At 35.6% G+C, this 25391-nt stretch carries 23 protein-coding genes; 21 read left to right on the top strand and 2 right to left on the bottom strand.

Features of this window, described 5'->3' with window-relative positions:
- Position 1 precedes the first annotated feature (1 nt).
- From R2Q77_RS13780 to R2Q77_RS21040, 20 genes are all read left to right on the top strand, one after another.
- The gene (locus R2Q77_RS13780; protein ID WP_316804309.1) at positions 2-2518 is read left to right on the top strand and encodes an ATP-dependent Clp protease ATP-binding subunit; all 2517 of its coding nucleotides are present in this window, start codon (positions 2-4) and stop codon (positions 2516-2518) included.
- Positions 2519-2576: 58 nt separating this feature from the next.
- Complete coding sequence (locus R2Q77_RS13775; RefSeq protein WP_316804308.1) at positions 2577-3023, top strand: hypothetical protein; 447 nt, start codon at positions 2577-2579, stop codon at positions 3021-3023.
- Positions 3024-3045: 22 nt separating this feature from the next.
- Positions 3046-4434: a DUF5458 family protein gene (locus R2Q77_RS13770; RefSeq protein ID WP_316804307.1), complete on the top strand. Its 1389-nt coding sequence runs from the start codon at positions 3046-3048 to the stop codon at positions 4432-4434.
- Between the two features lie 134 nt (positions 4435-4568).
- Positions 4569-5141 (top strand): NAD(P)H-dependent oxidoreductase, encoded by a 573-nt coding sequence (locus tag R2Q77_RS13765; protein ID WP_316804306.1) that lies wholly within the window; start codon positions 4569-4571, stop codon positions 5139-5141.
- A gap of 478 nt (positions 5142-5619) precedes the next feature.
- Positions 5620-6018 carry a type VI secretion system tube protein TssD gene (gene tssD, locus R2Q77_RS13760; protein WP_316804305.1) on the top strand — a complete coding sequence of 133 codons (399 nt, stop codon included), beginning with the start codon at positions 5620-5622 and terminating at the stop codon, positions 6016-6018.
- A gap of 102 nt (positions 6019-6120) precedes the next feature.
- On the top strand, positions 6121-6516 hold the full coding sequence (gene tssD, locus R2Q77_RS13755; protein WP_316804304.1) for a type VI secretion system tube protein TssD: 396 nt from the start codon (positions 6121-6123) through the stop codon (positions 6514-6516).
- Positions 6517-6808: 292 nt separating this feature from the next.
- Complete coding sequence (locus R2Q77_RS13750; RefSeq protein ID WP_316804303.1) at positions 6809-8671, top strand: type VI secretion system Vgr family protein; 1863 nt, start codon at positions 6809-6811, stop codon at positions 8669-8671.
- A gap of 3 nt (positions 8672-8674) precedes the next feature.
- On the top strand, positions 8675-8848 hold the full coding sequence (locus tag R2Q77_RS13745) for a hypothetical protein (protein WP_316804302.1): 174 nt from the start codon (positions 8675-8677) through the stop codon (positions 8846-8848).
- A 71-nt stretch (positions 8849-8919) separates the two neighbouring features.
- Complete coding sequence (locus R2Q77_RS13740) at positions 8920-9960, top strand: DUF2931 family protein (protein ID WP_316804301.1); 1041 nt, start codon at positions 8920-8922, stop codon at positions 9958-9960.
- Complete coding sequence (locus tag R2Q77_RS13735; RefSeq protein WP_316804300.1) at positions 9944-11350, top strand: phospholipase effector Tle1 domain-containing protein; 1407 nt, start codon at positions 9944-9946, stop codon at positions 11348-11350. Before R2Q77_RS13740 ends, R2Q77_RS13735 begins: the two co-directional genes overlap by 17 nt.
- A 15-nt stretch (positions 11351-11365) precedes the next feature.
- Positions 11366-12361: a hypothetical protein gene (locus R2Q77_RS13730; protein WP_316804299.1), complete on the top strand. Its 996-nt coding sequence runs from the start codon at positions 11366-11368 to the stop codon at positions 12359-12361.
- A 19-nt stretch (positions 12362-12380) separates the two neighbouring features.
- The gene (locus tag R2Q77_RS13725) at positions 12381-12857 is read left to right on the top strand and encodes a DUF4280 domain-containing protein (RefSeq protein WP_316804298.1); all 477 of its coding nucleotides are present in this window, start codon (positions 12381-12383) and stop codon (positions 12855-12857) included.
- Between the two features lie 23 nt (positions 12858-12880).
- The gene (locus tag R2Q77_RS13720; protein ID WP_316804297.1) at positions 12881-15940 is read left to right on the top strand and encodes an OmpA family protein; all 3060 of its coding nucleotides are present in this window, start codon (positions 12881-12883) and stop codon (positions 15938-15940) included.
- Positions 15941-16008: 68 nt separating this feature from the next.
- Positions 16009-16953: a hypothetical protein gene (locus tag R2Q77_RS13715; RefSeq protein ID WP_316804296.1), complete on the top strand. Its 945-nt coding sequence runs from the start codon at positions 16009-16011 to the stop codon at positions 16951-16953.
- 3 nt (positions 16954-16956) lie between these two features.
- Positions 16957-17967, top strand: coding sequence for a hypothetical protein (locus tag R2Q77_RS13710; RefSeq protein ID WP_316804295.1), 1011 nt, complete (start codon positions 16957-16959; stop codon positions 17965-17967).
- Positions 17968-17970: 3 nt separating this feature from the next.
- Entirely contained in the window at positions 17971-18981 is a 1011-nt protein-coding gene (locus R2Q77_RS13705) for a hypothetical protein (RefSeq protein WP_316804294.1), read from the top strand.
- Between the two features lie 3 nt (positions 18982-18984).
- Positions 18985-19995 carry a hypothetical protein gene (locus R2Q77_RS13700; protein ID WP_316804293.1) on the top strand — a complete coding sequence of 337 codons (1011 nt, stop codon included), beginning with the start codon at positions 18985-18987 and terminating at the stop codon, positions 19993-19995.
- A gap of 16 nt (positions 19996-20011) precedes the next feature.
- Positions 20012-21070 (top strand): hypothetical protein, encoded by a 1059-nt coding sequence (locus R2Q77_RS13695; protein WP_316804292.1) that lies wholly within the window; start codon positions 20012-20014, stop codon positions 21068-21070.
- Positions 21071-21146: 76 nt separating this feature from the next.
- Positions 21147-21665, top strand: a complete 519-nt coding sequence (locus tag R2Q77_RS13690; RefSeq protein ID WP_316804291.1) for a DUF6688 family protein — start codon at positions 21147-21149, stop codon at positions 21663-21665.
- The gene (locus tag R2Q77_RS21040; RefSeq protein ID WP_410479282.1) at positions 21631-22212 is read left to right on the top strand and encodes a DUF6688 family protein; all 582 of its coding nucleotides are present in this window, start codon (positions 21631-21633) and stop codon (positions 22210-22212) included. Before R2Q77_RS13690 ends, R2Q77_RS21040 begins: the two co-directional genes overlap by 35 nt.
- Before the next feature lie 86 nt (positions 22213-22298).
- Here R2Q77_RS21040 and R2Q77_RS13685 read toward each other — a convergent pair whose 3' ends face one another.
- Together R2Q77_RS13685 and R2Q77_RS13680 are read right to left on the bottom strand one after the other, a co-directional pair.
- Positions 22299-23123, bottom strand: a complete 825-nt coding sequence (locus R2Q77_RS13685) for an XAC2610-related protein (RefSeq protein WP_316804290.1) — start codon at positions 23121-23123, stop codon at positions 22299-22301.
- A gap of 266 nt (positions 23124-23389) precedes the next feature.
- On the bottom strand, positions 23390-24484 hold the full coding sequence (locus R2Q77_RS13680; RefSeq protein ID WP_316804289.1) for a preprotein translocase subunit SecD: 1095 nt from the start codon (positions 24482-24484) through the stop codon (positions 23390-23392).
- A gap of 243 nt (positions 24485-24727) precedes the next feature.
- Here R2Q77_RS13680 and R2Q77_RS13675 point away from each other — a divergent pair, with 243 nt between their 5' ends.
- On the top strand, positions 24728-25297 hold the full coding sequence (locus R2Q77_RS13675; RefSeq protein WP_316804288.1) for a porin family protein: 570 nt from the start codon (positions 24728-24730) through the stop codon (positions 25295-25297).
- The last annotated feature ends 94 nt before the right edge of the window (positions 25298-25391 follow it).

Below are 25391 nucleotides of genomic sequence, written 5' to 3'. Positions count from 1 at the left end.
TATGGCTATCACAAATCTTAGCGAATCAGTAAAAACCGCAGTCCATATTGCGCAATCCTTAGCAAAGGAATATAGGAATGCTGAATTTTCTGCAGCACACCTGCTTAAAGGGCTTATGCATAAGGATGTTGGCCTGCGTTCATTTTTAACCTCGATAGGGAAGGATGAAGAATATATAAGCGAATGGGCAGAAGTGAGAATTGATGAAATAGAAAAATCATCAAATTTTAACGATACCGTTACAGGTGCACCGGAAATTGCTGTGGTTTTTGACGAAGCTGATCATGTACGTATTAAACTGGGACTTGATTTAATTACACCAGTTTGTGTTTTAACTGCATTAGCAAAGCCTGGAGTAGGATTTCAACCAGATCAGTTAAAATCATTTCCCATAAAAGAAAGGGAGATTTTAGATCTTTATGTTAAGGATGAAGAAATAAACAGGGCCGTAATGCCCGAGAAAAATGCCAGTACAAAAGAAAGTAAGGGTACCGGAAATGCGTTGTTTAAATATTGCATAGATCGGTTACAGTTGGTTCGCGATGGTAAAACAGATGCCATTATTGGTCGTGATAAAGAAACACGGATGATGATGGAGATTCTTTGCAGAAGAACAAAACCAAATGTAATTTTAACTGGTGATGCCGGCGTTGGGAAAACAGCCTTGGTAGATGGATTTGCACTTGATATTGTTAATCAGGATGTACCGGAAAGCCTAAAAACCGTTCAGCTTTTTGAACTTGATTTGGGCTCACTGATTGCCGGTGCATCTTACAAGGGCGAAGTGGAGGACCGTTTGAAAAATATCATTAAAGAAATTAAACAGTTTGAGAAAGCAGTTCTTTTTATTGATGAAATCCATACGCTTTTAGATAGCAAAGGCCCTGTAGGCGCCGGAATCGGCAATTTGTTGAAGCCTGAACTTGCCAGGGGCGAAATTACAGTTATCGGGGCTACAACCATTGATGAATACCGTAAAATTATAGAACCCGAGCAAGCATTTAGCCGTCGTTTTGAAGTATTGCAGGTAAACGAACCCAATGAAGAAAGCACGATTAAAATGCTTGAGAAATTGGCGGTAAAATATGAGGAACATCACCTTTTGGGCATTGAAAAAGATGCCTTAACCGAGTGTGTACGCCTGGCGAAACGATATATGAAAGACAGGCGCTTGCCTGATTCGGCCTTTGATTTGCTAGACAGAACCATGGCGGCCATGAAGATGATGAACGATACCTCCAACAAGGTAATTGAAGGTTTGGAAGAAGAATTTACAGCCTTACAGAACAATGCCGAATTGGATGAGGTGCAACGATTTGCAGATTATAAATGGCTTTATGCGTTACTTCAGAATAAATTAAGCCCGGTATTGCTCGGCCGTTTAACAGACGAAACCCAAACCGATGCTTTTGAATCAGCCGAAGAGTTTGATGCTTATTTAAAAAATAGCTTTGGCGATTTAAAAAAGTATGCAGCAGAAAAAAGTGATGTCATTACCAAACAGGACATAGCCTCCATCGTTTCGTATAAAACCGGCATCCCAATGGGGAAACTACAGGCTGGAGAAAAAGAAAAACTCCTGAACATGGAGCAATACCTTAAAAAGAGGGTGGTAGGTCAGGACCAGGCTTTAAAAGCGGTTTCAGATGCCATTTTGGAATCCAGAAGCGGACTGAACAAAAAAGGGCAACCCATTGGTTCCTTTTTCTTGCTTGGCCCAACCGGAACCGGTAAAACAGAACTGGCCAAATCAATAGCTGAATTTCTTTTTAATGATGAAAAAGCGATGATCCGCTTTGATATGTCTGAATTTAAGGAAGAACATAGTGCTGCCTTACTTTATGGAGCGCCTCCAGGATACGTAGGATACGAAGAAGGTGGACTGCTGGTTAATAAAATCAGACAACAACCTTATTCTGTATTGCTTTTTGATGAAATTGAAAAAGCACACCCTTCGGTATTTGATACTTTTTTGCAAATTTTAGATGAAGGCCACATGCACGATCGTTTAGGAAAGGAAGGCGATTTCAGCAACTCATTAATTCTTTTTACGTCCAATATTGGTAGCGAGTGGATTGCTGAACAAATTAGCAAAGGCATTATCCCGGTATCAAATCAGTTGATGGAAGTGATGGCCGGACATTTCAGACCGGAGTTTTTAGCCCGTATTTCAGAAATTGTTCCTTTTGCTCCGATAAATGAAAGCAACGTTGTCCGCATTTTTGAAATCCAGTTGAAAAGCCTTATCGATTCCTTAAATAAACTGGGTATAGAGTTTGAAATTGAAGAGGATGCTAAAAAAATGATTGCACTGGATGGTTTTACACCTAAATATGGTGCACGGCAGTTGTCTGCAGTTATCAGAAACTTATTACGGAGGCCTATTTCCAAATACATTATTTCAGGGCAGCTTAAAAAGGGTTCAAAAATAAAAGTGAGCAAACACCCGCAGGAAGATAAGCTGGAGTGGAACATTTTAAATGCAGAAAATGTTGTTTTGGAACAAAATTTGGAATAAAACGTTAAGTACTATATCATTATAAGTTATAAATTAAAATCTAAAAATCGACCATACTATGTTTAATTATGAAATTGGAGGAAATGAGCGCAAAATCGATACCTCAGAAGCCTTCGCAGATATTGCCTACAATAAAACGCTGTTTGTACAAAAATTAACGGATAACGAACCAATAAAACCAGAAAAGGTAGAAGGATTGAAAACTGTTCGCGAAGTATTTGAACATTATAAACCCAGCGTTAAGGTCGCATTCGAAAAGCAAGACGGGGGCACTATTGGTGAAACCCTAAACTTTAAAGACCTTAGTGATTTTGGCGTAAAAAATATCGTTAACCAGAGTAATTACTTAACCAATGTAAACATCGAACGCGAGATGTCATTGAATGTAATTAAGCAATTAAAATCTAACAAAACTTTAAAAGCAACCCTTGATGATGAAGAAACGAAAACAGCCTTCATTAGCGCTTTAAAGAATTTTGTGGATGAATTGGAGCAAAATAAATAATTAACGACCTAAAATTTAAACTATGTCAAGTTTACAAGAATCTCAAGCGAACCAGGATAACCCTCAGGCAGGCTTTAAGCAGGCAGAGACCAAAACTATAGAAAAAACCCAATTAAAAGATAACCTGGAAAAATTGGCCAGGGTTGGCGGATTTGATTTGTTAGAATCTACCGTTGACGGACTTCAGAATTTAAACCCTGAACGAAAAGCCAGAAAACAAATCTTTTTAACAGGAGATGAAAAGAAGAAAGAACGTGAAGAACTGAAAAAGAAAATTCAGCTTTGGATCGATGTACTGGAGTCTTCCAATTCAGTTGCTGAAATGGTTGAAAAAAGTACCGAAAAATTAAGTGCAGCAGAAGAAAACCTGAATAAAAATGTAGCCAATGCATTGGAAGCTTCAAGAGAACTGGAGCAGGCCTACCGTTCGGTTCATTTGTTTTATAAAAACACAGAATCTGATAAATTGAAAAATGTGGTGCTTTTAAATGCATCAATGGATCAGGTTAAAGACCTGGACAATCCTCGTTTTATTGATTTTGTGGATGATGAACTTAAACAAAATTACGACCGCCTGGATCTACGTAATAACTATTCTATAATGGTTGTTCCGGGTTACATGGGTTCGAATAAGGTATTGGAACGCTGGGGTAAAATAGCACACAACAATAAGGCAATGTTGGTTACAGATTTTGCCGATCTGGATCAGCCGGATGATGTTTTAGATTTATTTACTGCTGCAAATTTCACAGGAGCTGATGCCTTTCGTTCCAATGTAATTATGACCTGTAACTGGCTGGTAGGAAGAGGTAAAGTAGCCGAAGTGGGCGAAGAAGAAGACCTAACCGTTCCAGGTTCAGCGGCACTTGCGGGTAAAATGTACTATACCTTAATGTCGCAGGTTACTGCAGGTAAAAAACATGGAGCCATTAACGAAGTAGATGGTGTTAAATTTGACCTTAAAAAAAGCGAAATTTCTCACTTAGAACGTGTGGGCTTAGTGCCCATGGTAAATGAATATGGCAAGGTAATGGCTTTCTCCGCTAAAACATTATTTAATGGCGATAACATTGGTTTACAAACCTATTCAGTTGTTCGGGTATTCGATTATGTAACCAAAGTACTATTCGATTTCTTAAACAGAAGAGCTTTCGAAAATTGGACTTCTAAAACCGAGAAAGATTTACGCGGTCAGATTGTTAAATTTTTAGATGGCATCCAGGGACCTGAACGTTTGATTGAAAGGTTTAAAATTATGCGTTTTGAACGCGATGAACAACAAAAAGACAGGATTCATTTAGACATTCACATTACGCCTTATTTTCCTGCGAAAAGTTTTGTGGTTAAATTAGATGGACATAAAGGAGAAGACGAAAGTACCACCTGGGCATCGGAATATAACCAGCAATAAAACTCATTTTTTTAAACAATAATATAAAACCTGACTATTTTAGTCAGGTTTTTTTGTTTTGATACACTGCGTTAACAAAATCTTTATAATTTTGTAACACATTTACCGCCTCAATAGCTAATACCAAACCATAAATGAAGCAAGTACTTATCCTGAATGGGGATATAGAAAAGACGGTATCGACAGATTTTTTAATCAACACTTATAAAAGCGGGGCTGAAAGTGTTGGTGCCACGGTTAGGGAAATTGCAATTACCGACCTGATCTTTAATGCAAATAAACTTTTTAACAACAGGCAAATAGCCGAACTTGAACCTGATTTGCAAAAGGCACTAAATGCCATCAGGCAAAGCAATCACGTTGTGTTATTTTGCCCGGTTTATGTAGATCATATCCCTACAAAAATCAAGGGCTTTTTTGACCGCTTGTTTATGCCTGATCAGATTTTCAAAACCAGGAATCAAAGTATAGATAATAATTTTAGTGGGAAATCCGGACGTATTGTATCCATTCTGGACGAAGCAACCTTCAAAGACTGGAAAGTTAATAAGAAAACAACCTATCTTTCTATTAAGAAAAATGTTTTCGAGAAATGTCACATCAATCCTGTGTTAACAAACACCATAGGAGAATTACATTCTCTTGAAAATCATTATAGCCAAAAATGGGTGGCGAAAATGAAAAAATTCGGCGCTCAACTGATATAATTTAATTTTGAGCAATAGGTTAATGCCCTTTTTTGCTGCACTTTGTGGAATAATTCCACAATAATTGTCCTATATCATTTAGCTTTTTTAGGTGTAGGAAATATTTTTTCTCTCATTTCTGTGAAAAAATAATTTTGGGGTTCCATATTTTTCAGTTGATATGGCCGTGGCCTTCTTTGTGTATCAATTTTTATAATTTTTCTGACCATTAAGTTAGACGGTGTCTCGGTACATAAGATAGTACAGTAGCTGGTATATTGCAGCAGGAAAAGAAACAAAAAAGTTACATTGATTTTTTAAGTTAATATATATCAGTCATTTATCGTAAACGCGATTTATGAGGTAATTTTAATTATGATCACTATTCTTTTCTATCAAAGCGGAATCGAAATAAAACTTTTGGCATAATATTTCGTTATTCTATTTCAGTAGGCTTACTATTAATAACCAAATTTTTTCACCTTTAAATTTTAAAACTATGGCTTTCAAAGCTAGATTAAATTTTTCAGGCAAGGAGTACGATGTGCTTCATTGTGCCTATGCGCTAAGTCGTGATGTAGACGCTAAAGGAAGACCCTCTTCCGGAGTTTACGGCGGAACCATTGATGTTGAGATCGAATCAACAGAAGACACCTCAATTATCGAGGCAATGGTAAACAACCAATACAAACCCATAACCGGAACGCTTTTGATTAAGAAGACCGAAGAAGATGCCAAAATGAAAGAAGTTAATTTCGAGGATGGCTACATTGTTAAATATTCCGAAGGAATAAACATTGTGGGCGATCATCCGATGACACTTAAATTCCAGATCTCGGCCAGAATGCTGAAACTCGGAAATGCAGAGCATCGTAACGATTGGCCAACAACCACTTAGAGAAGACTGCGGTTAAGTGGTGGCATTTGAAATTGATTTCAGACATGCCCACGCCAAAGTCGAAACAAATTATTCTTTTTTCAACATTAAAAACTTATTACAATGGCATTTAAAACCAGATTAACGTTAGGGTCAAAAGAATTTGACGTCCTACAGTGCAGCTTTTCATTAAACAGAGATGTAGACGCTAAAGGGCGCCCGTCATCAGGTGTTTACGGTGGTACCATTAACATCGAAATTGAATCTACTGAAGATACTTCAGTAATAGAATCAATGGTAAATAATCAGTATAAACCACAATCAGGTACAATCGTTTTCAAAAAAGGCGAGGAAGATGCCAAAATGAAAGAGCTTTCTTTCGAAGACGGTTACATCATCCAGTACAATGAAGGAATTGCGGTTAACGACAATACTCCAATGACACTGAGCTTTGTGGTATCAGCACGTAAACTTAAGCTTGGCAACGCCATGCATGAGAACGACTGGCCAAAAGGCTAAAATTTTTAACAAGGGAAATCCTTTATTCAGGATTTCCCTTGTTTATCTAAAAAAAATAATTTTGCTTTTTAGCATTCTGATAAGTATTAACGCTAAAATATTTTATTTTAATGCTTTCGGCTTTCCAAACGTCATTTCTCTACCAAATTGCCCTACCGGCGGTTTAAAAAATTATGGGTTATTCTATGGTGCTGATCGCGTTAATTCGTAATTACAGATAAGTGAAAGGGCTTACATTTTCCACAAGTTATGAACCACATCTATAACTTCGGAAAATAGAAAATAATCTATTATGGAACTGAAACTGATTACCGATATCAACATAGAGAATAAGACAATAAAGCATTTTAGTTCTTTAAGTCTTAAACAAACCTTTAACGATCACCACTATTTCGAATTGCGCTTCAACCACGATCAAATGGGATCGCCAGGTCTTATTACCCTTGATGAAAGCCGTGATTTTGTAGGTAAAACATTTTCCGCATCCTTTGGCCATGCCAATGATAAACTTCAAAACTTTGTAGGCATTGTAACTAAGGTAGAGCTATCTCAACAACATGGTTACCATGGTGTATTGGTGGTAAGCGGCTATAGTCCAACAATTTTAATTGATCGTGGAGCTGATTTGGGCTCTTACCTGGATAAAACACTGGATGATATCGTAAAATTGGCTTGTAAAGATACCGCCGAAAATGATCTAACCATTGTAAGTAAAGCAAGCCGAACCTCACCAATTGATTATGTAATTCAATACCGTGAAAGTGATTTTGAATTTTTAAACAGGCTTTCAGGAGAGTATTTTGAGTGGTTTTACTACGATGGCACTCAACTTCGCTTCGGAAAACCCGATGACCAAAAAGAGGTTTCATTATTTTATGGCAGAGATGTAAATAATCTTCAATATGCCATGGAAGTTGCCCCAATTAAAAACAAGCGATTTTCTTACAACCCGAAAGGAGATGAGATGTTGTTAAGCCAGAGCAATGGCAAAACATCTGGTTCTCAGGACCTTACTCATGTAGTTCAGGCTTCAAATCAGGTGTACAGTAAAACATTCAACCAGCCATCATCCATCAGGTTAGACAACAGTAACGACATTAAAAGTTATGTTGATAATGAGGAAAAAGCCAACATCAGTGAGCTTTTAAAAATTAAAGCAACTGGAGATAATGCTACATTAAGCATTGGTAGTATTGCCGAAATTAGCATGAGTTTAAGGAAAGAGGCAGCCTTTAATACACAAAGCCTTGGTAAGTTTTTAATTACCAATATTCATCATGAAATAGACGGTTTAGGCCGATACCATAATAGTTTCGAAGGTCTTGTTTCGACCACGGAAAGGTTATTGGTTAAAAATTATAAAAAACCCAGCCCTGAAATGCAGCTTGCCGATGTGGTTGATCATCAGGATCCCGACCAGCAGGGCCGCATAAAGGTGAAATTTAAATGGGAATGCATGACCAACGATGTAACCGAATGGTTAAGGGTTGTAACACCTAATGCGGGTATAGGCGACAGGGGCTCGAACAGAGGTTTTTTTGCAGTACCTGAAATTGGTGACCAAGTTGTAATCGGTTTTGAAGAAGGTAATGTTGCGAGACCTGTTGTAATGGGCAGTGTTTATAACAGCAGCAATGTGGATAGCAGCCCGCAGATTAAAAACCATTTAAAAAGTTTAACTACCCGAAGTGGCCATTTAATTGAATTTGATGATGACCCAGGATCGCAGGGTATAAAAATTACAGATATTAATTCAAATATTATCCATATTGATACCAAAGGAAATAATATTACCATTACTGCACTGGAAAACATGACGTTGAATTGCAAAAATATGCAGATTAACGTTACAGAAAATATGGGTGTTCAGGTTGGAAAAGATCAGTCTGTTAATGTAGGTACAAACCAAACCGTGTCAGTAGGTAAAGATATTGCCACCACTGCAGGTAATAACTATTCATTGGCGGCCACAGGTAATATTGAAGAAAACTCAGATAATCGCACAGAAATTGTAAGTAAGGATTTTTTGCGCCAGTCTGAAACCTCCAATGAATTGGCCAGTGAAATAAGCGTTTTTAGCCAAAAAGAAAATATGACACTGCAAAGTGGGAAAATCGTTGAAGTTAATAGTGCTGAGAAATCTAAAATGTTTTAAGCCATGGCTATTCTAAAACGATGTACCAACATGTCTTTAAAGGTTAATTCGACCTATTCTTTGCAGGTAGACAATAAATTAGAAAAAAAAGCAGATAAGGTTAATATAGAAGCCATGCATAACAATTTAGTTTTAGCCTGCAACAAGAGAATCGTGGGCAGAGGAGGGAAAGCATGATTTTAAAAAATAATTTATACCTGCTACTGCTTTTGTTTGCAACAACAGTAGTAAGTTGTAATGGACAAAATATGGAAGAAAAATTTGATTGGACGGCAACATTATCTGCTCCTCAAGAATATCCTGTGGAGGTTTATCAGGGAGAAGTTGCCGGAAAAAATTATGGACAAACCTTGAGTCATTTGGGTCCGATTGCGGTTGGTTGGGGGCTTGGCGGCGGAACAATTTCGACTGGCCCGGATACTAAAGAATTGCCGGATTATGTAGGTCTTACCTGGGTTTCGTTTGCAGAACGTAAAGTATACACCGGGCAATTTCAGCTTCCTAAAGAAAAAATCCTTAAATTATTTAAGGAAGGATTTACTAATGAAACCACCAAAAAGAAAGAAACCTATAATACTTTTATGGTTGGCATAGCGCCAAAGGGTAATGTTGTGGTATGGGTTGCCGGTGGGGGCAATCAGGTAGAAGTAGCCCAATTTACGGGGGTTGAAACAAAAATTGACACCGCCAAACTCAACGATGAGGAAAAACACATGTTTACGATTAAATACGTGGATTATGTTTTATCTGATACCATGATTGTTGAACCACAAGTTCAGGCAAAAATTAAATCTAAAGGGTATTCTAAACCCGAACTTTTTACCGCCGTTTACCGGGAAAAATACAATTGGACACCAAAAGTTGCATTGCCAGCGGGTTATAATTTAACAAACTGGTCTTTTATGCTATGTAACGGGGAGAAAGAATACATTTTAGACGGAAATAATATTTTAGCAAAGCAAAGCCGTGCTATACCTTATTTGCTTAATGTAATGTTTACCGATAAGGAACAAAACAGGTACGAGGCAGATGTAGTCATAACTCAGGATAAAAACTATTTGCCCACTTTACAGCAAAACGGCTTGGCTACAACTATTCCTATCGATTTTGACGTTAACGAAATCAATAAAATTTATAAAGAACAGTTAAATAAAGCTTTACCAGCCGAGCTATTGATTAGTATAAGTCCTCAAAATAAAAAATTGACTTTGGATTTGGTGCAGGGAGCATTAAAAATACCGGTTAAACAGATTGAATTCCAAATAAAAAATTATGGCAACCAACGTTAGTTTCAATGGTTATGCACCACCCGGACCAGTAGAAAAGGGACTGGAATATCGTTTTGGAATGTTCTTCGATGGTACACGGAACAATAAAACAAATACCGAAGGTCGTGAAGAATACAATAAAAAAAATAAATCTACAGATCCTAATGATATAGCTAAAGCTGCGGCTTATAAAAAACATGGTAAGGGTGACGAAAAAAGTAGTTATCAAAATACCTATAGCAACGTTGCCCGAATGCTGGAGGGGTATAGAAGAGGGAAAATTTATATAGAAGGAATAGGTACGACTGATAAGGGCGGTGATGATACATTAGGTTATGCTTTGGGTACAGGCGAAACGGGTGTTAGAAGTAAAGTAGAAAAAGGTTGCAGGCTATTAGCCGGACTTTTGCCAAAGGGAAAAGAAATCTCTGTATTAATACTGGATGTTTTTGGATTTAGCCGTGGGGCAGCAGCAGCCAGAAATTTTGTTGCAGAAGTAACGCGGAGTGAAATAAAAATTAGTAATAACAATAAAGCCAATCCTGCTGTAATCACAATTCCTGAACATGGCTTTTTAGGTGGTTTATTTAGAGATGCTGGAATAATTGTAAAACGACTGGAAGTTCGTTTCCTTGGAATTTACGATACCGTTTCCTCTTACGAACCAAGGGCCACCTCTATGGTATCAACAGCCGCTTTAAACCACGATTTTACCAACGATATAACTGATTTAAGCCTTAATAATATTGATAAAGCAAAATGCGTTTTTCACCTGACTGCAGAAAATGAACATCGTGAAAATTTTGCCTTAACCAATACAAGGGTAGGATTAGAGAAAAGTTTGCCTGGCGTACATTGTGATATTGGCGGTAGTTATCCAAACGGTGTTGAAAATGTTGATGAAATTTTGGATGGGTCAGAACAAGATTTAATCAAAGAAAAAAACAGATTAGTTGCCGAGGGATGGTTCACTGATCAGCAGTTAACCGTACACGATTTTTGGGGAAAACTTTCGGGAACAAGAGATCTGAAAAACACCTATAGTTACATCCCTTTGCACCTGATGATTGAATATGCTTTGGAATTTGAAGAAAAGTTTCCAATTAACAAAGAGTTGCTCGAAAATCAAAAGTATGTAATATCCGCCGATCCATTATTGGTTAGGGTAAAGAAAAAACTTCAGGATTCTATACATAAAAACGTTCGGCCGTATGTTTTTAAACCCTATAAAGATATACATGCAAAGTATAAGGGCGCAAAGGTACCTGAACAGCGTTTTGCCGACTATCAAAGAGAGTTGACTGAGCAAAGCGACCTCAGAAAGTTAAGAAACGAATACCTTCATTGGTCTGCTGAGTATGATGGAGTAGGAATGGATCCGGCACCAAACAGAACCAGAGTAACCTATTAATAATTCTGATCGGATATGAATTATAGAAGCCTTTTGTCAGATGAATCCGCTGCTCCGGAAGAGCAGAAGGCATTTGTAGCCTTAGAAAATAAAAAGACGGGTTTACCAGTTCAGTTTACGGGTAACCATGGACTAACTTCTAAGTTTAATAAGAAGGGTGAAAGGAAAAATTATGGTTTAACCATATTAACCCAGGAAAATTCTGCCGAGAACGAAATTAAATACGAGCTCGCAGTAACTTGTTTGGGGATTAATGAAGAATCTACCATTTCATATCAAATAGAGCGAACCGGCCCTGTTTATATTAATGAATTAGAACCTGATTTGGTGGCAGATAAATTGGCTTATGAAGCCGGTAAAATATTTTATCCGCTAACCATAGAAACCGATAAAGAGGGTAGGTTTTTAGGTGTTAAAAATATAAACGAAATAAGAAAGCGCTGGCCTAAGGCAAAAGAAAAAATTACCGACTATTTTGAAGGTGAGTATGTTTCAAAATATTTGGGTTTGATGGAAGAAAGATTGGCAGATGATGATTTTATCCAGCTTATTTTTAGGGATGACTGGTTTATCAAGGTTTATTTTCAGGCTATTTATAGAAACTATACTGAAACCTTAACCGTAGAAGAGTATTTAAATTTTCCCATTCTTCAACCTTGGGTGTCTGGTTATAAAACAATTGAAAAAGTAAATCAGTATACTAATCATTTTGGATCGGTAGAAGTAAATCACCAGGGCGAATTGATTCAGGATGAAGAAAATTCAATGACTGGAAATTATGAGGCACGATATGTTTTAAATGCCGCTTCCAAAGCCATTCAGATTATAATAGCAGAGTGGACCTGTAAAGACTTAACCGAGAAAAGGATTGTTTTTAAGCTTTTTACGAGAGATGGAATTGAAACAGGAAATGTACAAACAAACATATCGCCCTCTGAAGTAGATAGTTTGGTGTTTATTGATGGGCGTAAAAATACAGGTAAAACAAGCTTTTGGGAAAAGTGGTTTTAACGGCAAAAAAATTAACATTATGGCAGAAAAACATATTGTAGTACAGGGCGCCACTTGTTTGTGCAATTTTGGTACAAAGCCCGATAATTTGAAGGTTTTGACTAATACCAAAAATTATGCAAATGACGATAAAGGAAGCAAAAAACCAATTGCAACAGATAAGGATTTAGGTTCTACTTTCGAAAAAAATACATTCGGTAGTTGTGCTAAAAAAAATAATTCGCCCTGTGTTGCAACGGTAACTAAATGGTCTGCTTTTTATGAAAGTACGGTGCTGGATAACGGTGGGAAAATTCTTTTGGAAGATTCTAAAGCGACCTGCCCGATTGGTGGAACAGATTGCATAAAAATTATTAAGCACGGACAAACAGCAGAGCCGGGCGGGCAGAATTTTGACAATACAAATAAAGAGGTACAAAAGAGCTTGAATCCAATGGTAAGTGCCCAGGATATGAAAGAAGACGAAGTGGTTGAAAGTGGTGTTATTGATGGATAGTTTATGGCAAAATACGGAAAGCAATGGCTAAAAAAGGTGTAAAAAAAATTGTTTGGAATGGAGAAGGTAAGATTTATAAAGATAAATCGCAACCAAACTATTCTATTGTTATAGAAGGAGGATCTACTATAGGTTTTGTAGTTGGCGAATGGTTTCCAGGTACAACTGAAGCTGATAAAAAGAAGGAAGTTATCTGGATCAGGCAATCAGCAGATCGAAAAATAGATTACTATAAAGAAGGCCGCTCTGTTGCAAAACCATATACTTTATTCATCCCCAAATCCAATGCAGGCAAAGTCTCTTATTATGTAGAAGCCAGCTTAACAGGCTTTAAAGATTTGTCGGGCGGTACAGGTTTATATGTACGCGCTTATAGCCCATGGCGCGTAGTAAGCTCTTACTGGCGGGAAGATATTGAAGGAAATAATAAGCAAATCCACGGCGGAAACCCTACCCAATACAATGTACCGCTTCACCTGCATTTAGAAGTGGAAGGTTTAAATGGCTATAACTGTACCATTCATATTTACAATTGTGAGTTTAACTTATTTAGGGATGACAACCAGAAAATAAAAAAAACCTATACCGAAACATGCAGTAACGGTATAATAGATGTGCATATTCCTTATGCCGACGTGCTCCAATGGAGAAAAGAAATTGGTGCAGAAAAACCCATCGAACAGTTTTACATCATGTTAACAGTAGAAGGTGCTTCAGGGTATGTTAAAGACACCACCCCGAAAGGCGATTTAAAACATGCAACCCACCTTTTTATTAAAAATAGTTTTGGCAAATTAATTACCAAGGTTGTTCCATTGCCAAAAGGCAATAAGGTAATTACCATAGGCGAGGAAGAAAAACAGCCTATTAAATATGATCTTTGTTCATTTGCTCAAATTAATATCCACGATAGGGAAACATTTATAACGGTATTTGATCAAAATAAGCCAGTTGCAACAGGCTTTTCGCAGAAACCATTTTCTTTTGGTTTAAATATTTTCTATGATACAGATCAATATGAAGTGCCTGCGGCTAATAAGAAAATGCTTGATAACGTTGTAAAGTATCTTAAAATAAACTCGCAGGTACCTGTATCTATAGAATCTTACGCAGATATTAGGAAAGATAATAAGTATAACTATGATTTAACAGAGAAACGAGCAAATGCTATCTTAAGCTATTTTTTAACGCATGGTGTTAAAAACAAGCTATCTGTTTACCCTTATGGCGAAAGCAAAGCAAAGCAGTTTGATTATATTACCAATGAAGATAGACCAATACATAAAATAAATCGTAAAACAGTACTTACATTTAATGTAAATAATGCAAATACTGTTTTTTATAACACCATAACTCCAAATGTAGAAGAACCAGTTGACCTTGCCGTTTTTGTGAAAAAGTATGTAACAGACGGTTGCATGATGGGGAACGATAAAAAACAGCAGCACGACCATACCCAGATTGACAGTAATGTTTTAGTCAACTTCAATAATTTTGAACCTAATTATAAAATTCCGCTTAATGGCGAAAAAGGAAGTTTAAAAATATTTTCTTTTGAAGGCGATATGTTTCCATCTGCATTGGGATTAAAGCCCAATAGATATGAACTGGGCATCCACTCTTGCGCCTACTTTCCAAACCCAAAAAAAGCCACTTTGGTTGTTAATGCCTTTACCGATGCCCTATGGATTTTACAGGCTACCTACGATTTTGATGGCGATTACCCGATTGTATACCGTGGCAAACCCGAGCCCATATCGGTAATTAAAGGCATTAAAGGGCTGCACGAAAGGGCTAAACATTATATCGATTTATACCTCAGCGTACTTAAGTATTTTCCAATGGGAGAAGCTTACGTAATGCTTACCAATCTCGCCATTGATTTTTTCGTATCAGAAGCAGAAATGTATGGCATAGGTTACGCTAAAAAATGGAACTATAGTGGCGGTAAGTTTAGTAAACTAACCAACTACACAGACAACAATAGAGACTTGGTAGAAAAAGGGATTTTAACCCTCACCATTATTGTAATGATTGTTGAGCTGATTATTGCGGTGCTTACCATGGGCGAATCTGCTGCGGCTAAACTGCCAAAGTTAAAAAAGGCAGTCCGTTTGCTTAAAAAGGCCCAAAAAATAGAAAAGGAAGTAAATGAGTTAGGTTTCGATTTTATATTCCCCAAGGTAGCCTTTACCTATGGTACTTATTTAGAAAAATATAAAGATGGCATAGTACATTATATTACCGAATTTAATGTAAAGGCCGATCCGGTAATTGGCATTAAATTTGAAAAAACACTTACTTTAAAAGACATTATACAAAGAGCGCTTACCCAGGAAAAAAAGGTAAATGAAGAAGGTAAGGAAGAGTATGTATATAACGAAGATTTTAAAGACCTGAAAAAGGAAAAAATGGATGAGAGTGATCCATTAAATGATAATATATACAAAACAGGTAGAAACTTTGGGCGGAAACAGGCAGAAGGAAATATCGGCAAGGGTTTGCAAACCTTATTAGATCGTGCAGGTTACGATGCGAAGATTAAAATTATGTTTAGCGGGAGTATTAACCAGGAATATAAAATTAAAATTTCTTCGCCAGCGCCACACGAACAATTTGCCGGGCCGGTAAGTATTAAAAATAGTTTAAAACAAGGCTTTAGCAATAGTGCGGGTAAAGTAATTGGCGATACATCAATAAAAATGGAAGCCGAATTAATGGTAAAAGGCCGCATACATGTTGTTGGTTGTATCCCGATTTCACCTTTTTTAGCCTCAACCTTTTTTAAAAACAGCCATACACAGTACGATGCAATGTTAGAAACTGCTTTGGAGTCTCATTTAGTGCACACCCGTACCTATGGAGCCAATGAAACTGAAGGGCTTTTTTATCAGGACAAAATTTATTTTTCGGGGATTAAAGGGAAGGTGAAGCTTGGGGTTAAAAAAAGTAGCCGTGAAAAAGAAGATTGGGATAGTGATTCAGAAAGCAATCTAATTGATACAGAATTCCATCTATTTAAGGACAAGACTTTTACAATTATGAAAGTCAACTTATTTTATAAAAACAATACAGCGCAATAATGAAAACAAAGTATATCATACTCTTAACCCTTTTTAGCTTGGGAGCATGCAAACAAAAAAATAATTCTATGGATAATACAATACCCTCTATCACAGACTCGAACAAGGAAAAAATAACAGCTGAAAATACTTTGCAATATCAGATAAAAGAAGTGAAACGTTATGCTGATGAGCCACTATATTATCTTTATGTAAATCACGAACAGTGTTTTTTTCAGATATTGATTAATGATATACCCGTATTTCGCTATTTTGAAGATGGCGGTATTATGACCCCTATTGTCCTAAACAACTACATTAGTCACTCTGGTAAACAAACCATTACTTATAGGTTGTATCCTCAAACCAAAAGAACATACGGCGAAGGATTTAAAATACTTACGCCTTACACCAAATTTGACGTAAAATTATATGTGCGCAACAATGCCGATACAGCAAATAGCTTCGAAAAGCAAAAATTGCTGCTCACAAACCACGCGGCCACAAAGCCAGATGGGAAATCTTTTATAGCAGATGGGAAAGATTATTATGAGTATAGCTTTACTTTTGAAGCAAAAGTACCATTCGAGTTGAAAGGTTGGGAGGAAAGTAAAGACCTTAGTAAGATAGAGCCAAAGGTACTTTTAGCAAAAACGGAGGCTGCTTATCAATATTATTATAATATTATTAAGAACAAGCAAATAGAAACTTATTACAGGCTAACATTTGCAAATACTATTGCTCAAATAAAATCTGAGTATTGGGATGTGGATGATATCAAGGAAGGAGAGAATGAAGACCAGGCATTTTTAAAAGATGCAACCTTTAAATTAGAACCGCTCGAAAACTATAAATTGCAATTGTATGGTAATGGTAGGGTGGTTTGCTTAGAACAAACAAATGCAGATTTGAGGCTTCAGAAAAGGCAGTCAATTTGGGGCAAAAGTAAAAATGAAAAAGGAGGAACGGAAGCAACTTTTATTAAGTTATATCTCCACATTCCTAAAGGAAAAGATACCTTTGAAATTTTATAGTAAATGATTGGGAGAATACTAGTTTTTTGTTTCTTTTCTTTTGTATTTCTTAGCTGTAATACAAAGGATAGTACTGTTGGTAAACCTCCTATTACAGACTCAAATAATGAAAAGATTAGCGCTCAGAATTTTTTTCAAGAGCAATTAAAATTTATTAAGCGATCTGCAAATGAACCTTTATACTATATATACGTTAATCATGAGCAGTGCTTTTTTGAAGTTCTGGTAAACGATATACCAAGATTTCAATATTTTGAAGATGGCTCAATGATGACACCAATAACTTTGAATAATTATATTTATCATTCTGGTAAACAGACTATTACCTATCGTTTGTGCCCTCAAACCAAAAGAACTTATGGCGAAGGGTTTAATATACTTACTCCGTACACCAAATTTGATGTTAAATTATACGTGCACAATAATGCCGATACAACAAATAGTTTCGATAAGCAAAAATTATTGCTCAGCCACCATGCGGCTACAAAGGCAGATGGGAAATCTTTTATAGGAGATGGAAAAGATTATTACGAATACACACTTTCATTTGATGCGGTCGTTCCTTATCGATTAGATGGTTGGGAAAATAGTAAAGATCTTAGTAAAATGGATCAAAAAGAATTGCTGACTAAAACTGAGAAAGCATATCAATATTACTGGAATTTGATTAAGGATAAAAAATCGGATGATTACTTTAGATTAATATTTAAAGGAAATGCAGCTGAGATAACAGCAACTTATATAAGTCAAGAGGCTCTTAAAGAAAGTGAATCAGAAGATAAATTTATATTTAATGAAGCCACATTCAAACTTGAGCCATTAAACAATTATAAAATGCATCTATATGGAAATGGAAAAATTGTTTGTTTAGAACAAACAAGTGAAGATTTAAGATTAAAAAATAAGACACCTATTTGGGGGAAATATAAAACTGCCGAGGGTGAAACAAGGGTAAGATTTAATAAGATATATCTTCACATTCCTAAAGGAAAAGATACCTTTGAAATTTTATAGTAAATGATTGGGAGAATACTACTTTTTTGTTTCTTTTCTTGTGTATTACTTAGCTGTAATACAAAGAAGAGTACTTTTGTTAAACCTCCCATTACAGATTCTAACAAGGAAAAAATAACAGCTGAAAATGCCCTGGAGAACCAGCTCAAAGCAATTAAGCGTTATGCTGATGAGCCACTATACTATATTTATGTCAATCACGAACAGTGTTTTTTTCAGGTATTGATTAATGATATACCCGTATTCCGTTATTTCGAAGATGGCGGTATTATGTCGCCAATTATCTTAAACAACTATATTAGTCACTCTGGTAAACAAACCATTACTTATAGGTTGTATCCTCAAACCAAAAGAACATATGGCAAAGGGTTTAATATACTTACGCCTTACACCAAATTTGACGTAAAATTATATGTGCGCAACAACGCCGATACGGCGAATAGCTTCGATAAGCAAAAATTATTGCTCACTCACCATGCGGCTACAAAGGCAGATGGAAAATCTTTTATAGGAGATGGAAAAGATTATTACGAGTCTAGCTTTATTTTTGAAGCAAAAGTCCCTTATGAATTAAAAAGCTTAGACGATAGTAAAGATTTAAGAAAGATCGATCAAAAAGAACTGCTGAAGAAGACAGAAATGGCGTATCAATATTTTTGGGATATTTTAAATAAAATGAAGAAGGATGATTATTTCAGATTAGGTTTTGCGTCTAATATTTCACAAATTAATTCGGAATATTTAGATGAAGATCTGATTAAAAATGGAATGAATGATGAATTACTTGATTTTAATGAGCCTTCTTTTAAATTGGAAACATTGGGGAATTATAGCATGAAATTATATGGAGATGGAAAAATTGTTTGTTTAGAACAGATTAGTGAGGATCTACGACTTAAAAAAAGATGGGCAATTTGGGGTAAATACAAAACAAGTGAGGGAGAAACTAGAGTGAACTTTACTAGACTTTATCTCCACATTCCTAAAGGAAAAGATACCTTTGAAATTTTATAGTAAATGATTGGGAGAATACTGCTTTTTTGTTTCTTTTCTTTCGTATTACTTAGCTGTAATACAAAGGAGAGTATTGTTGGTAAACCTCCCATTACAGATTCTAACAAGGAAAAAATAACAGCTGAAAACTCTTCACAAAACCAGATAAAAGCAATTAAGCGTTATGCTGATGAGCCATTATACTATATTTATGTAAATCACGAACAGTGTTTTTTTCAGGTATTGATTAATGATATACCCGTATTTCATTATTTCGAAGATGGTGGAATCATGACCCCCATTATTTTAAATAACTATATTAACCATTCTGGAAAACAGATTATTACCTACCGTTTGTACCCTCAAACCAAGAGAACATATGGCGAAGGGTTTAATATACTTACTCCGTACACCAAGTTTGATGTTAAATTATATGTGCGCAACAATGCCGATACAGCAAATAGCTTCGATAAGCAAAAATTGTTGCTCACACATCATGCGGCTACCAAGGCAGATGGGAAATCTTTTATAGGAGATGGAAAAGATTATTATGAATACAGCTTTGCTTTTGAGGCAAAAGTACCATTTGAGTTGAAAGGTTGGGAGGAAAGTAAAGACCTTAGTAAGATAGAGCCAAAGGTACTTTTAGCAAAAACGGAGGCTGCTTATCAATATTATTATAATATTATTAAGAACAAGCAAATAGAAACTTATTACAGGCTAACATTTGCAAATACTATTGCTCAAATAAAATCTGAGTATTGGGATGTGGATGATATCAAGGAAGGAGAGAATGAAGACCAGGCATTTTTAAAAGATGCAACCTTTAAATTAGAACCGCTCGAAAACTATAAATTGCAATTGTATGCCAATGGTAAAGTGGCCTGTTTAGAGCAAACCAGTAATGATTTAAGGTTGAAGAAGGAGTCATCTATCTGGGGCAAAAGTAAAAATGAAAAAGGAGGAACGGAAGCGACTTTTATTAAGTTATACCTCTACATACCTAAAGGAAAAGATACCTTTGAGATTCTATAATAAGTATCGGTTACAAATGAAAAATTTAATCGCTTTAATATTTCTTTTAAGTTTTTGTCAGCTGGGTTGTGGGCAAAAAGCACCTGAAAGTAGCAAAGCTTCATCCAATGAAGAAGCACCCATTACAGCATCTAACCAGGAGAAAATTACCGCACAAAACTATATACAAAAAGAGATTAAATTTATTAAGCCTTCAACAGGAACCGAATATTATTTTTCTATAAGGTCAAACCAATGTTTTTATGAAATTTTGGTAAATGATGTGCCTGTTTACAGACGTTTTGAGGAATCATCTGTTATAACACCTGTTTGTTTAAATTCCTATATCAATCAATCTGGCAAGCAATTGCTTACCTATCGTTTGTACCCACAACATTCGGCGGCTATTGGCGAAGAGTTTAAGCATTTAACAGAAAATACATACATAAAAATTGAATTGGTTGGCCGTAAAGAAACCGATAGGATAACCGCTTTTAAAAACCAGCAAGTGGTGCTCAAACATACATCAGCCACTAAAACTGATGGAAAAACTTTTATAGAGGCCGGAAAAGATTATTACGAATATACAGTACCGTTTGAAGCAGAAGTGCCTTATACTTTATCAACATTGGCGGATAGTGAAGACTTGAGCAAGTTAGACCAAAAATTACTTCTCAAGAAAACTGAAGAAGCCTACCGGTATTACTGGAATTTGATTAAAGGCAAAAAAATGGACGATTATTTTAGATTGGGTTTTAAAAGCGATGTAGACGAAATTGTATCATCATATGTTCATCAGGAAGATTTGGAAGCAATAGAGGATGCAGATAAATTTTATTTCTTAATCCCTGAATTCAAGTTAAAACCATTGGAAAACCACCGAATGCGTTTGTATGGTAATGGCAAAATTGTTTGCTTAGAACAAACAAGTGAGGATGCAAAACTTAAAAACCGAAGCCCTATTTGGGGCGAAGCTCAATTGTCAGGCGGTGAACTTTCAACTAAATTTTATAAACTCTACCTTCATATTCCTAAAGGGAAAAGTACTTTCGAAATTTTATATAAAAATACAAGATTTACTGGTTTTGATGATTAAGTTGTGATAACCTGGTTTCTTGAAATAATTAGTTAGTATAGGTTAAGAAACTTGATGTTGAAATAAAAAATAAACCATGATCTTTGTTTACGCATTATTATGTCTCTCAGCTGTAATCTGTTTTACAGTTTTTATGTTTAAAAAGATCAAAAAAGACAGCTCATTTCCAGAAATCATTCTGGCTGTTGTATATGTTCTTTCCTTAGGCTTATTTTTTATAGGCTTGTTAACGCATAAAAACGACTATTATCAAGCCATTGATCCTATTGATGGCGATTGTTATATTCTATTTGGTGGCAAACATATTATTACTTTAGGGTTTTATTTTGCAGCTTTTAATGTTTCGTTATTGCTCGTTTGGACAAGAGGGCATAAGTTGCCTCCATTAACAAAAGTTTTATCGTTGGGTTTTATCTTTATTGGGATTATACTTAGCATAGTTGTCTTATTGCAACTTACTAAACATGATACCAGCAGCATTGATGGGTATGACAAATCCGAGCATATTTTTTTCTTCTTATTTGCCCCAACCTTAAGTCTATTTATTTCAATAATACTGGTTGTTCAGGTTATTAATAGCCTTAGCCGCAACTGAACAAAAGTATTCCAATAAAACATTAGCTACGTTAAATCTTTTCTTGGCGAACAAATGTAATTCACCCCTATGGATTATCATCGTAACTGCTCCATTGCTACTGCTTGTAACCGTTATTCTGATCCTGTTTGGGCAAGATTCGAACTCGCTTATTAAAGTATTTACAGAAACCACAACCTGGCGATTTTCTCAACAGATGCATCCACCAATATTAGATCATAAAGGACATTATTTATGCACAGTAGCGGCATCAGGAAATCCAAAAATTGTAAAACCTTTAAGGTTTGGCAACAGGCATGGAAATACTATAATTGTAAACCGGCAATTGTTAATCGCTAACGCCTTTGAAGAAATGGTACAGGATTTTTCACCCCGGCTTCATAGATTCATCCGTCGCAATTACGATAAATACGGCTATAATCTTTCCAAAAAAATCAACAGTGAGCAAATGTCTAATTTAACTTATTTGCTAATGAAACCTTTAGAATGGGGAATTCTTAACTTGCTTATATTTATTTTGTCACAAGCCCGAGCAAAAAATCAATAACCAGTATCAGGGATAAAACTTATTGTTGGTGTTGTCACCGATGATTTGGTATGGTAATAAAGCCAAAGAATTGAATAACCGATGTGTCATTTCACAAGCACTAATTTATTTTCACCGTTAAACCGATAAGTATCTTTCCACCAGCTGGCTGCACCACGACAAGCGCTATACAGCAGCTTTTTTTTACTGTCTATAGAAATATCACATAGGCAAGAACAATTGGATTTAGCATAATCAGGTTCCTGCAGTTTAACAAATTGTTTAGTTTTTGAATGGTAGAGTAAAATGCTAAAAGTGTGGTAAACACCCATCCCGGCATCAGGTATTGAAAATGCAATATCATCATATCCATCAAAATTGTAGTCGGCAATAATGCTCCGTCTTGTATAATTGGGGTTATCAAAACCGGGTAATGTTAATGCTTTTTTCGTTTGGTTGGAGTAATTTATGTTTAATAAATCATCATTAGAATGATTGAAACTGAGCAGAGCTCCATGTAAAAGGTATTTATCTTTCCCATCTAAATTTTCTGTTTTTTCTTTAACTGAGGTAAATAAAAAACGTTTACCATCTTTTTTACGAAGGTACCAGATGGCAGACGCCTCATCCTGCTTAATTGTTAATCCATAATTTCCTGTAATCTGTCCGTTTATAATCTCATCCCATTGATAAACAGCAACATCTGGCTTGTTGTTTCTGCGTCCTGCAGTATCAAACATATAACTTTTTACTTGTAAAGGAATAATGCCTTTTTGACCATTGTATTGTACAAAAGCTCCTTTGCCCGCCGTGCCAAAGTAAATTTTAAGGCCGAATGCTTTAGGTTCGCCTACCGATTTTAAGTTGAATGGCTGAGCATTTGCGAAGGAGGTTATTAAAATTAGAGATATAATTAGTAAGGGCTTTATCATGATAGTTTGTGGGATTTGAGCATTTTATTGTTTACAGAGTTTCAATTTTCTTATCTATACTTTATTATTCATTTAAATTAAAAAAAGTTTAGGTTTATTTGCTGTGCATAATAAAAATATCAATTGAAAAGATAAGCAATTGAATAACATTAAAAAACTGCAAAAGGGAAAATCAATCCCATATATATGTCCCAGCTTGTGGAAAATAAAAAAACATGAAGGGCTAAATTTACCTTGGTTGCCCGTTTTTTTATCATTTCAATACATTATTTATTGCCCTTTTTATGATCCGGCATAATTTTTACAGGTTCCATTTTAACTGGCATTGGCATGTTTTCTGCCTTATGCTTTTCGAAGCCGTTATAGTGATACGACTTTTCTGAACCTTCGCCGCAAGTGGAAAAAAAGATACTTTCAATGGCTATATTGCTTTTAATGGAATTTATGTGTTCCTTGGTTTGTGGCTGTAATTTTAAATATTTACTTAGGTAAAGGTTGTCTTTATATTGATTTTGCTGGTAATAAGATTCATTTTCCTTATCATGGATACTGACGTATTGATTTAATGTTTGATTGTACTGATAATTTAAGGTGTCAGGTTCTGGAAAAATATTATAATGTTTGTTGGCAAAAATTATATTTTCTTGGGCCCCTTTTGATTGATCATATTGGTTTTTCCATTCCAGAATTTCCGACATCTGTTTTTCTTCATCCTTGTTCTTTTTTTGTTTCCCGTAACCCTTATCTCCACCATAATTAGAGAGTTTTAAAACTTCACCATCCGCACCAGCAGAAACTATTCCGATAAAATTTTCATATTCACGTTTAGGCGCATTATATACCAAAATAAAATCATTATAACCATTTTCGTTGGTATAGTGCCATAAATTGTTGGTCTTACTTTTGTCTCTCGAATCTTCTATTAATGCTAATAATGCAAAGCTTGCCGGTGTTTTTGCTCTTTCATAAACAAAAGGGGAGTTAAAGCAATTGGCTCCATCATTAAATATTTTATACGTATTTTCTTTATCAAACCGAATGTAAGTTTTTCCAGTTCTTTCAAAACCGACAAAATTTATTCTTGTGTTATTACCAATGCTTTTGTTCTGATGCGCAAATACATTAAACAATTCCTGCTGATCCGGATAAAATAAAAGTTGATTGTTTTCAACGTTATAACTGCCAAATACGCTTGTGGCATAACCGTAAAGCAAAAACTTTCCATCATCAAAAAGGCATACGCCCGAACTGTTGCCATATCGCCCGGCATATTTTTTATAATTCATGTGTTGGTTGGTGTTTTGTGCTGATAAAGCTGTTGTAAGCATAAGCAATGCAAATAAGTTTATCAATAGTTTCATTTAAGCGCAATTTGAATGGATAAACAGTACTGTTCAAAGACTTTATTTAAATCAAGTTCTTTGCCAAATAGGTATGTGTTTATGAGTCTTACAAATCTAACAAAGAATTTTTATATCACAATTATGTGGTATATATAGTTTTTAAGGTTGAATTATATTTTTTTTGTAGATAGGGGTAAAGGCATTTGTAGTTGTCATACTTTCAAATAACAAAAAAAACATCCATTATTCAACACAAAAATTATGAAAGTAAACAAGTTTTATTTATTTATTGCAGTTATGGCGATAACGGCAGGCACTGTAAAAGCACAGAATTCAGACGTCGTATTTGGTTTAAAAGCGGGTTTAAACTATGCAACATTACCAACAAGCCTAAAAGGGATAACAGATAAAAAAGGGAAAGTTGGCTATAATGTTGGTGCATTTGCCCGAGTGGGTAATTCGCTTTATTTCCAGCCCGAATTAAATTATGTAACTTTTAAAAGCTCATACGTTTATGCTTCCAATACGTACACACCTAAATTTCATCAGGTAAATTTACCGCTGATGGTTGGTTATAAACTGATTAATACTGAAGCTTTAAACTTCAGGATTTCTGCCGGACCTGATGTTAACTATACACTTAATAAGGCTGAAGGACCAAGCGGATTTGATTACAAAAAACTTAATTTTGGTGGCGTAATCAATGCAGGAGTTGATATTGGTAATATTACTATAGACGCTAAATATAGCAGGGGAATTACTAAAATTAATAAGGGATTGGATGAAAAATCTGGTTTATTTAACCTGTCGGTTGGCTTTAAATTATTTTAATAAGGCGCTGGGAGAGTCGACCTAAACCTCTACAAAAATTATAGTTTATCCTGTTTGTTTCCATTCAGGACTTTAAAGACTAAAATCTTATGAT

This window comes from Pedobacter nototheniae (assembly GCF_032678625.1).
GTDB classification, from domain to species: Bacteria; Bacteroidota; Bacteroidia; order Sphingobacteriales; family Sphingobacteriaceae; genus Pedobacter; species Pedobacter nototheniae_A.
This window is presented reverse-complemented; position numbering and strand designations above follow the sequence as displayed.